Source organism: Kitasatospora sp. NPDC057542, from assembly GCF_042801945.1.
Classification (GTDB): Bacteria; Actinomycetota; Actinomycetes; order Streptomycetales; family Streptomycetaceae; genus Kitasatospora.
The window spans coordinates 1-10,306 of record NZ_JBHVFE010000329.1; the positions used below are offsets into that span (position 1 = coordinate 1).

At 73.5% G+C, this 10,306-nt stretch carries 8 protein-coding genes; 5 read left to right on the forward strand and 3 right to left on the reverse strand.

Going from position 1 to position 10,306, the window contains the following annotated elements; all coding sequences use genetic code 11:
• Positions 1-266: 266 nt before the first annotated feature.
• Both ACFU7Y_RS31305 and ACFU7Y_RS31310 read right to left on the reverse strand, forming a co-directional pair.
• A complete protein-coding gene (locus tag ACFU7Y_RS31305; protein ID WP_380770408.1) occupies positions 267-1,829 on the reverse strand; it encodes an RICIN domain-containing protein in 1,563 nt (520 codons plus the stop codon).
• Between the two features lie 496 nt (positions 1,830-2,325).
• Positions 2,326-3,012, reverse strand: coding sequence for an SMI1/KNR4 family protein (locus tag ACFU7Y_RS31310; RefSeq protein ID WP_380770409.1), 687 nt, complete (start codon positions 3,010-3,012; stop codon positions 2,326-2,328).
• 418 nt (positions 3,013-3,430) lie between these two features.
• Between ACFU7Y_RS31310 and ACFU7Y_RS31315 the strand changes: the two genes are divergently transcribed.
• Genes ACFU7Y_RS31315 through ACFU7Y_RS31325 form a run of 3 tightly spaced genes read left to right on the forward strand, consistent with a single transcriptional unit; the run spans position 3,431 to position 5,309 of the window.
• Positions 3,431-4,681, forward strand: a complete 1,251-nt coding sequence (locus tag ACFU7Y_RS31315; RefSeq protein WP_380770410.1) for an RNA-guided endonuclease InsQ/TnpB family protein — start codon at positions 3,431-3,433, stop codon at positions 4,679-4,681.
• A gap of 53 nt (positions 4,682-4,734) precedes the next feature.
• Complete coding sequence (locus ACFU7Y_RS31320) at positions 4,735-5,109, forward strand: hypothetical protein (protein WP_374119952.1); 375 nt, start codon at positions 4,735-4,737, stop codon at positions 5,107-5,109.
• A complete protein-coding gene (locus ACFU7Y_RS31325; protein WP_224279139.1) occupies positions 5,058-5,309 on the forward strand; it encodes a hypothetical protein in 252 nt (83 codons plus the stop codon). The genes ACFU7Y_RS31320 and ACFU7Y_RS31325 overlap by 52 nt, the downstream gene beginning before the upstream one ends.
• A gap of 54 nt (positions 5,310-5,363) precedes the next feature.
• Here the strand turns inward: ACFU7Y_RS31325 and ACFU7Y_RS31330 are convergent, their stop codons facing one another.
• Positions 5,364-6,176, reverse strand: coding sequence for an arylamine N-acetyltransferase (locus ACFU7Y_RS31330; protein WP_380770411.1), 813 nt, complete (start codon positions 6,174-6,176; stop codon positions 5,364-5,366).
• Between the two features lie 210 nt (positions 6,177-6,386).
• Between ACFU7Y_RS31330 and ACFU7Y_RS31335 the strand changes: the two genes are divergently transcribed.
• Both ACFU7Y_RS31335 and ACFU7Y_RS31340 read left to right on the forward strand, forming a co-directional pair.
• On the forward strand, positions 6,387-7,352 hold the full coding sequence (locus tag ACFU7Y_RS31335; RefSeq protein ID WP_380770412.1) for a hypothetical protein: 966 nt from the start codon (positions 6,387-6,389) through the stop codon (positions 7,350-7,352).
• Positions 7,353-7,530: 178 nt separating this feature from the next.
• The gene (locus ACFU7Y_RS31340; protein WP_380770413.1) at positions 7,531-10,230 is read left to right on the forward strand and encodes a WD40 repeat domain-containing protein; all 2,700 of its coding nucleotides are present in this window, start codon (positions 7,531-7,533) and stop codon (positions 10,228-10,230) included.
• Positions 10,231-10,306: the final 76 nt, after the last annotated feature.

Genomic DNA, 10,306 nt, shown 5'->3' on the forward strand with positions numbered 1-10,306 from the left:
GTCCGACGCAGGCCGGACCGGCCGGGCGCTACCTGCCGTTCAGGGCGGGTAGCGGGGTGGTCACCACGGTGGGGTGCGCCCGTGGTGCGGTGGCTATCGGCCCCAGGCGGAGAACTCGGCGGTGGCGTTGTTGCCGCTGCCGCCGGCCGGCTTACGTTCCCATGAGGTCCCCCGATCTCGGCCGCAGGGCACTTCCGCGGCCGGGGAACACTCTGCGGCAGCGCGATAAACCGTGGATTGACGGCCGCTGACAGCGCGCCCGTCCGTCAGCTGAGGGTGGCCCAGTCCTGGGTGTTGGCGGCACCGGCCGGGTTGACGGTCACGGCGGTCCCGACGCTGACGCCGGCGCTGTCGAGCACGTAGCCGGTCACCGGGTTGGTGATCGTCAGGTTGCCGCTGCTGTTCTTGGTGACCTGCCACTTCTGGTACTGGTTGGCCGCGTTGAAGGCCTGCAGGGTGACCTGGGCCCCGGCAGTGGCGGGGGCGGTCAGCGTGAGGGGGGTCGGGCAGCTGTCGTAGATCCTCGCGGTGCCGTCCGCGTTCGCGTCCAGCTTCCACTTCTCGGAGGCGCGAGTGGGGTCATAGGCGTCGAGGTCGGCGACGACGTTGCTGGAGGCGGTGCACTGACCGGCGTGTTCCAGGGCCAGGCCGCCTCCGTTGGTGAGGGCGTGGTACTGGTTGTCGCCCACGATGGTGGGGCCATAGTCGATGGTGTGGGCCGCCAGGGAGGTGAGCGCGCTTCCGGTGGTGGAAAGCGGCGGCACGGCGGCGGGCCGGTCGGTCTTGAAGTACTCGGCGAATGTCGAGGGGGTGTGCGTGGTCAGCACGCTGATGGTGCCGTTCCAGCCGCCGTCCACGTTGTTCCACAGGTCGAGCAGCGAGCCGTCCACGTTGCCCTGGACCTGGTCCCCGGTGTTCCAGCCGGTGGTGTAGGTGAACGGGTAGCTGCTGCCGTCGGGCCACACGTAGCGGTAGTCGCCCAGGAGGTAGGCGGCGGTGGAGTCGGCGAAGCCCTCGGTCCAGGCGCAGGTGCCGGAGCTGACCAGGTTGACGTAGTGCGGGCTGCAGTTGGTGACGGGCGGGAACGCGCCGTTGTACAGCCGGTGCATGAGGAAGTGGCCGGACTCGTGGAGCACGGTGTGCTCGGAGTCGGGGTCGGCGGCGGCGAGGTGGACGGTGTTCGCCAGGTCGTAGTACGGGCCGTCGGCCGAGTTGGCGGTCCACTGGATGTTGAGTTCGGTGCAGGCGCCGTTGTTGGTCTCGTGGGCGGACCAGCAGATGCTGGCGGGGTTGTTGCGGTACCACCACAGCAGGTTGACGGTGTCGAAGGCGTGCCAGGCCCGGGCGTCGGCGGCGGAGGCCTTGAGCGTGCCGAGGCTGGTGCTGGTGGAGATGTCGCTCCGGTGCGTCGAGTCCAGCGTGTAGGGGTTGCCGCTGGTGTCGCTGACCTTCCACAGCTTGGTGCTCTCGGTGCGGAACCGCACCCACAGGCTGCTCATCGAGGTCGTGGTGGTGGGGGTGTAACAGAGGTTGAAGCCACCGTCGCTCACCGCGGTGTACACGTAGTCGGCGGTGAGCTGACGCGGGGTGTCGGTGGGCTTCTCGGCGCCCCACAGCTGGACGTTCGCGTTGCGGACCGGCTTGGTCATCGTGGGCTTGCTCGTGCCGGCTTCGGCCGACTGGTAGTCGTACTGGAGTTTGCCGCTCAGGCAGATGGGGGCCGTGACCGCCGCGGCGCTGGACGCCGTCAGCGGGACGGCGGCCGCGGCGGCGAGGAGGGCGGTGACCAGCGCGGCGAAGCCGCGCGGCAGTCGCAGTCCGATGGCCATGGGGTTTCCTCTCGGGAGACGGGCACGCCCGGCGTGCCGGTGACGGTGCGGACGGGGGCTCGCGGGGCGCCGCCGGTGCGGTGGGGCGCTGCGGACGGCGCGGTGCGGTGGATGCGCAGCACCGCGGGGTGCTGCGGACGGCGCGGTGCGGTGGATGGCAGCGCGGCGGAGTGCTGCGGACGGTGTGACGTGGCGGATGCTGCGGCGCGCTGCTCGACGGGGGTGGTCGGCGGTCGGGCGTCGTGGGGCGTTCCTGACGGACCGTCCCGCTCTCCGACGACCGGTCGGAGCCGCGGCGCCGTTTCCCGGCGTCCGGACCCGCATCGCCCAGGATCACCGCCGGGTTCCGCCCGCGGTAGGAGCGCTCGGAAGCGCGGACGCGATCCGTCGGCCCGGCGGAATCACTTCGGTTGCGAACCCGCCCCCGCGCGCCCGGCCCGCAGCCGGTGCGCCCGGCGCGGCCCCGTCCGCCGGGCGGCGTCGGCCGGCGTCGGGATCACCGGCCGTGTGCCGTCCGGGCGGCTCGGGCCAGCCAGTCCAGGTACCACTCGCGGAAGCCGAGCCGGCCGGCCCCGCTGGTGAGCGGGCTCAGCGAGAGGTCGGCCGCGCGGCCGTCGGACCAGAGGGTGCCGCGCTCCGGGCCGGTGACGACCAGCCAGGTGTAGTAGCCGCAGCCCTCGTGGCCGAGGCAGATCGCTCCGGCCGTGATCCGCTGGTCCAGGCGTTTCCACTCGGCGTCCCAGGCCCGGAACGCCGCACGGTACGACTCGTCGTCGGGGAAGTCCGCCTCGGCCGGCTCGCGGGCGTCGAGGTCCTCCTCCAGGCGCGTGCGCTCCTGCGCCGACAGGAAGGCCCGTGCGAGCAGTGCGCCGTCGCTGCGGACACCGCCCTCGCTCCAGTGCCAGCCCTGCCCGTCGCGCCGCAGCGGGAAGAGCCCGTAGTCCGGGCCCGCTCCGCCGGCGCCCACCTCAAGGAGGAAGGAACGGTAGTCCGGCGGGAGGCGGACGCCGAACTGCGCCTCCGCGTCGGCCAGCTCGGTCTCCTCCAGCGGTGCCTCCAGCAGGAAGCCGTGCCCGGACGCCCGCCGGGCACCGAACACCTCCGCCGCGAACGGCGCCGTCCGCAGGGCCGGCACCTGTTCGCGCACCCCCGCCCAGCCCGCGCCCCGCTCCGTCGTCTCCACCGTGTCCTCCCTCGCGGACGGCGTCCGCACCGGCCCGTCGTCATCCCCCGGTGCGGACGATCGTGCCAGGTCAGGGCGGGGATGATCAACGGAGAACCGGCGCACGGGCCCGGGTCCTCAGCGCGCCCCGGGGTACGCGGGGCGGCCAGGTTGTCGGGGGCTAGTCAGGCAATGTTCGCCCTGGCCGCATCTTCGTTCGGCGTACGCTCGGCCTGTCCATTGAGTGGGTTTGGCGCCAAGAGGGTCGAGTGTGGGCGAGCGCGTGCTGGAACGGGTTGATCTGAATTCTTGAGTGCAGACCCCCTGCTTCAGCTGGGGGTTGGCTCTTGCTGTGCCGGAGCCGCGAAGCGGCGCGATTCGCTGCGCTGTCAGTGGCGTGGGCTAGGTTGATTTCGGCAGCCGAAGGGGGTGTTTCGCAATGTTGTCCGGGCGTCGGTACCGGCTTGAACTCGACTCGGCGCAGGCCGGGTTGTGTGAGATGTTCGGCGACATCTGCCGGGTGGTGTGGAACACCGCGTTGGAGCAGCGGCGGGAGTACCGGCGGCGGGGTGCGTGGATGAACTACGTGCCGCAGGCCGCCGAGCTGGTGGAGGCGAAGCGGGAGTTTCCGTGGCTCGGGGATGCGCCGTCGCATGTGTTGCAGCAGACCTTGAGGGACTTGGACCGGGCGTGCTGTGAGCACGGGACGTTCAGGGTCCGGTGGCGCTCGAAGGCCCACTGGTCGCCGTCGTTCCGGTTCCCGGCGGGGAACCTGATCGTGGTGGAGCGGATCGGCCGCAGGTGGGGACGGGTGAAGCTCCCGAAGCTCGGCTGGGTGCGCTTTCGCTGGTCCCGGCCACTGGGCGGGGAGGTGCGCTCGGCGACCGTCACCCGGCAGGGACGGCACTGGATGGTGTCGTTCCTGGTGGAAGACGGCAGGAACACTCCGGATCGGCACGCTCTGCCGGACCGGGCGGTCGGCGTGGACCGGGGCGTGAAGGTGGCCGCGACGACCAGCGACGCCACCTTCCACGACCGCGCATACGTCACCAAAGGTGAGGCGAAACGGCTGCGCCGCCTGCACCAGCAGCTCGCCCGGTGCGAGCGCGGCAGCAACCGCCGTCGGGCCGTGCTGGCGAAGATCAATACGATCACCGGCCGGGTCCGCCACCGTCGCACGGACTTCTGCGCCCAGACCGCCCACGCACTGACCACCGCGAACGCGCTGGTGGCGCTGGAAGACCTCCGCACGAGGAACATGACCGCCTCGGCGGCCGGCACCGTCGAGCAACCCGGCCGGGGCGTCCGCGCCAAGGCCGGACTCAACCGGGCCATCCTCGACAAGGGCTGGCACCTGCTCGAACGCGCGCTGCGCAACGCTGCGCGTACCACCGGCACCCGCGTGGTGCTGGTGAACCCCGCGTACACGTCGCAGACCTGCAACGCCTGCGGGCACGTGGATCCGAAGAGCCGCGAGAGCCAAGCGGTCTTCGAGTGCACGGCCTGCGGGCACGGGGACCACGCCGACGTGAACGCCGCGAAGAACATCCTCAACGCCGCAGGGCATGCGGTGTCAGGGCGTGGAGACCTCGCCACGAGGCGGTCCGTGAAGCGCCAACCACCGGCGACGCGCGCACGCATGGGGCGAAGTTCCCACGCGGCACGTACGGCCGGAATCCCCGTGCTTTAGCGCGGGGAGGAAGTCAACTGGGTGAGATTCCCTACGTCGAAGCGGTTGAGCAGATGGGCAGCTGGGTCCGACAGCGTCAAGAGGGGTTGGTTGCGGATCGGCTGGTACTGCTCACTCATCCCCCAGTGATCACCTACAGTGCCCGGACACCGCGTCATGAACTGCCTGCGCGAACCGGGATTCCTCTGGTGGAGGTGGACAGGGGTGGTCAGGCGACCTACCACGGACCGGGACAGCTGATCGGCTACCTGGTGATCAATCTCCGTGAGCGCGGCCCCGGGGACATCGTGCGCTGGCTGGAGCACGGCTTGGTCAGTGCCCTGGACTCGCTGGGTCTGCAGGCCGTTCGACGCGACACCCCGCCCAGGCCCAGAGTTTGGTCGGGGTCTGGACGCCGGAGCACAAGAAGGTCGCCTCGATCGGCATGAGGATACGTGGCGGCGTGACGAGCCACGGGTTCGCTCTGAACATCGCACCGGACCTGGCGGCGTTCTCGGCGTTCACGGCCTGCGGGCTGCCCGAGGTGGCAATGACCTCGCTTGCGGAAATGGCCGCTGCTACGGCCAGGCCCGCCCCTGCCGAAGGAGCGGTGCGCGAGGCCGTAGCCGCGGCGCTCGGGGCAGTTTGACGACCTGGTGCGCCGGGGCTCGCCTCTCTGTCGCCAAGGCAGTTGTACGCGTCCTCAGCCCGGGAGGGCCGGGAGGCGGTCCAGCGTGATGCCGAAGCGGGTGCGGTAGGCGGCGAGGGCCTCGTCGTCGGTGAGGGTCCGTTCGGTGCGCTCGCCGGCCGGGGTGGTAGTGATCAGGCGGTTGCCGCTGATGGTCACCCGGCCGCCGTCCGCGGTGAGCAGCGAGCAGGCCGTCGAGCGGGTGAAGTGGGAGTCCGGCGAGGTGGCCTGCCACCAGCAGGTCGGGGCGAAGTCGGCGAGCTGGTACGGGCGCAGACCCAGGCGGTACTGCGGTGCGCCGTCCATCAGGATGTCCAGGTCGTCGTGCTCGCCGACCGGGACGAGGGTGAACGCGCCCTCGGCGTCGGCCTGTTCGCCTCGCTCGTCCAGGCGTAGCGGGCTGCGGCTGAAGCGGCCGAAGCCGACGTCGACCAGCCACGGCTCGTCGAGGTCCACCCGCAGTGCGAGGTGGTCGAACGGCGGGCCGAGCCGCTCGCCGTCGTGGACGCGGGCGGCCAGCAGGCTCACCCGGTAGCCGAGCGAGGTGAGCAACTCGGCGAAGACGCCGTTGAGTTCGTAGCAGAAGCCGCCCCGTCGGCCGGTCACGACCTTCGTCAGCAGGGCGCCGGGGTCGAGGTCGACGCGTTCGCCGAGGTGGATGCTCAGGTTCTCGAACGGGACGGCGCGCAGGTGCGCGAGCTGGAGCCGGGCGAGGGCCTCCGGGGAGGGTGCGCCGGGGTCGGGGAGGGCGATGCGGTCGAGGTAGGCGGTCCGCTGGGCGGTGGTGAGTCCGGGGTACGGCTGCTCGGGATGTGGCGCGTGATCCATCCGGCCATTCCATCCGGGCGCGGGCCGGGGTGCCATCGGCTTTTGGTCCTACGTCCCGGGCCGGCCGTTCCGGGGGGCGGCCGTTCCGGGGGCGGCCGCGCCGTCCTCGGACGATGCCCCCGCACTGCCCTTCCGGCCCTCGCGGGGGCTGCGCCGAGGCCCTAGTCTCGGGGCCTCGGGCCGGGCAACCACGTGGAAGGGCCGGGGAGCGTGCGAAAGACCGTGACACACTCGATGCCGCCGGTACCCCAGGCCGCACCGAGCAGGCACAGCCGGAACGCGGCCCCCGCGCCCTCCCCCGGGAGGGCGCCGCTCCCCGCCGAACTCGCCGCCCTCCAGCGGACGGTGGGCAACGCGGCCGTGACGCGCCGGCTTCAGCGCCAGGAGGATCCCGGGGCCAGGGAGCAGGCGCGGCGCGACGCCGCCGACCCCACCGCGCACGGCGAGTGGGGCACGTTCCGCGACGACATGGCCCGGGCGGGCTTCTCCGCGGACGTCACGGAGATCGCCTGGCAGCTCGTCCTCGGCGGCATCGCCGAACAGGGACAGCTCAACGACGAGGCCACGGCACGGTTCACCGAACGCCAGGACCAGCGCGACCACCGCGCCTCGAACAGCTGGTACCAGGAGCTGGTGAAGGTCGTCGGCGACTACCTGGAGATCGACACGCCGACGCTGGCCCTGTGGTCGGGCGGCCGGGAGGTCAGCGACTACGCCCTCGCCAAGGGCCACACCCCGCTGGAGTCCACCGCCTTCGGCGGCGTGGTCGACAAGCTGACCCTCACCTCGGACTGGAAGCTCAAGACGCCGATGTGGAACGTCCTGTCCAAGGCCTTCGTGAGCCGCGCCCGCGGCCCCGTCCACATCTTCCTGCGGGCGTACGACCCCGACAGCGTCCTCATCGCGCAGGAGGTGCCGCAGCTGCGCGTGGTCATGGCGCTCGACCCCGCGGTGCGGCTCGTCTGGCACCCCGTGTACGCGGCGGCCGACGGGAGGCTGACGGAGATCACCAGGGACCTCGAACCGGCCTCCGACGCCCCCTGCTCCACCCGGGACGGGTGCGTGCGGATCCTCTACGACTACCTGCGCCTGCGCCACGACCCGGCCAACACCCACTCCGAGCGCGCCCACGCGGAGATGAGCGCCCGCCTCGCCGCCAACGTCAACCCCCGGTAGCGCCGGGCGGGTCGGGCGGGGCCGGGCGCTGCCCGTGGCGGTGTCGTCGAGGAATCCGTCGAGGTCGGAGCCGGTGCCCTCCGGGCGGGCCGTCGCTTTCCGGCGGTCGGTCCGAAAGCGGACCGGCGCCCGGGGCGTATCAGTAGGCTCAGCCAGACCGGTACCGAAGGGGAGAGCGATGACCGAATCGAGGGAACACCGCGGCTGGATAGGCCGGTTGTTCGGTGGCCGCCGTGCGCACGCCGGGCACGGCGCACCCGTCCGGCCCGTCGAGGAGGACCCGCGGGCGTGGACGCGTCCCGGGGAGCTGGTGGACCTGTCCTCGCTGCCCCCGCGGCTGGCCGAGGACATGGTCGGCACCGCGGCGGCGATCGACGCGGCCGACCAGGCGCGCTTCCGCGGCGACCGGGCGGAGGCGAAGCGGCTGCTGCGCGGCGCGGTCACGTCGGAGGTCGACCCCTACCGCCAGCTGGCCGAGGAGCGGCTCGGGGTGATGCTGTCCGAGGACGGCGAGGTCGAGGAGGCCGTGGCGCTGTGGCTGCGCTCGGCCGCGGGGCCGGATCCCGAACTGCGCCGGGCCGTCGCGGTCTACCTGGGCTCCATCCCGTTCGCCGACGCCGGTTTCCTGGTGAACGCCGTCCCGGCGACCGTGCTGGCTCTGCTTCCCGAGGCCTGGGGCTTCGGGCGCCTGGGCGCCGCGGTGTACGAGGCCTCGGCCCACCGGCACCTCGGGGCCGGCCCCGAGGTGCGCCGCCAGCTGCTGGCGCTCGACGCCCTCCGGTACGGGGACGGCAAGCTGGCGGCGCGGTTCGAGGCCGTGGAGGTGGCGGACGAGCGCTTCCCGCGCCGGCGCGCCGAGTGGGCCAGCGGCGCCCAACTGGGCGGCTGCCGCTGGAGCGTGGCGGGCCACGGGAAGGGGGTGTCGGCGGTCGCCGTGGGCCCGGTCGCGGTGGACGGCGCCACGGTCGTGGTCAGCGGCGGGGACGACGGCGCCGTGCGGCTGTGGGACCTGGCCACCGGCGAGCCGGTCGGCGAGCCGATGACCGGCCACGCCGGGCCGGTCCACGCCGTGGCGACGGCCGAACCGGACGGCCGGGCGGTGGCGGTGTCCGCCGGGACCGACGAGGACGTACGGGTCTGGGACCTGACGACGCGCCGGCTCCTGCACCCGCCGCTGGCCGGGCACACCGGCTGGGTGACCTCGGTGGCCACGGCGACGGTGCGCGGCCGTACGGTGGCCGTCACCTGCGGCGACGACCGGAGCGTGCGGGTCTGGGACCTGGCCACCGGCGAGCCGGTCGGCAAGCCGATGCGCGAGCCGGCCGGTTCCGCCGCTGCCCACCGGGACAGGCCGGCGGCGATGACCACGACGGTGTTCGGCCGCCGGCCCGTGGCGGTGACCGCGGACTTCGGGGGGACGCTGCGGGTGTGGGACCTCGCGAAGGGGCGCCGGCTGCGGGCACCGCTGGCCACCGGGACCGGCTCGGTGCAGGCGCTGGCCGCGCTGGTGGTCGACGGCCACCAGGCCGTGGCCGTCGGCGGTCCGGACGGCACGACCACCCTGTGGGACCTGGTGACGGGCCGGCAGCTGGACGAGCGCCTCGTCGCCGCCGGCGAGTGGCCGCAGACGGTGGCGGCGGCGGACACCGGGGCCGGGGCTGCGGTGGTCACCTGCGACGAGTCCGGCCTGGTGCGGCTGTGGGACCCGGCCACCGGACGGCAGCTCGCCCAGGCCTTCGCCGGGCCCCACGGCCGGACCCGGGCGCTGGCCGCGACCGTGACGGAGGACGGGCGGCCGGTGGTGCTCGTCGGTGCCGACGACGGCAGGGTGCACCGCTGGGACCCGGCCGTCGACGGCCGGTCCGTGGGCGACCCGCTGCCCGGGCACGGTGCCGAGCTGACCGCCGCGGCGACGGTCGAGGTCGACGGCACCGCACTGGTGGTCAGCACCGCCTGGGACGACTCGGCACGCCTGTGGGACCTGGCCACCGGCGCCGAGGCGGGCACCCCCTTCACCGACCACCGGGAGCCGGTGAAGGCGATGGCGACGGCGGTGGTCGAGGACCGGCCCGTGGTGGTCACCATCGGGCCGTACGACAAGGTGGCCCGGCTGTGGGATCCGGCCACCGGAAGCCCGGTGGGTTCACCGCTGGTCCACGACAGCGACGTGGAGGCCGTGGCGACGACGGTGCTCGCCGGCCGGCCGGTCGCCGTCACCGGGGACACGGACGGCCTCGTCCGGATCTGGGACCTCGCCACCGGGGAGGTCCTCCACGGGCCCCTGGCCGGGCACGGCGACAGCGTGACCTCGGTGGCCACGGCGGTGGTCGACGGCCGGCCGGTCGCCGTCACCGCGGACGAGGGGACGGTGCGGGTGTGGGAGCTCGCCTCCGGCGCTCCGGTCGGCGAGCCGATCGGGCTCCCGGGCGCCTCGCCGCGCGGCGACGACGACGTGCAGGAGCCGGAGGACGCGGAGGAACCGGACGACGAGGAGGACGGGCCGGGCATCGAGGCAATGGCGACGGCGGTGGTCGACGGCCGCCCGGTCGTGGCGGCGGGCAGCGACGACGGCCTGGTGCACGTCTGGGACCTGACCACCCGCGCCCTGGTCGGCCCGCCCCTGCGCGCCGCCGACGACGACGTCACCGCGATGATCGTCGCACAGGTCTCGGGCCGTCCGGCCCTCGTCACCGGCGGCGGGGACGGCACCGTACGGACCTGGGACCTGGCCACGCTCGCCCAGGTCGGTCCCGACCTGGTGCTGCCGCTGCGCATCGGCGCGCTGGCCGCGGGCCCGGCGGACCGGCTGGTGGTCGGGTTCGGCTGGGAGGTCGCGGTGTTCCGGCTGGTGGAGTCCGCCGACGCGCCCTCGGCCTGACGGGCCGGCGGGAACGCGAGGGCCCGGCCCCGCGGCGTTCCGCGTGCGCCCGCTGACCGCCCCGCCCGGCGAGGCC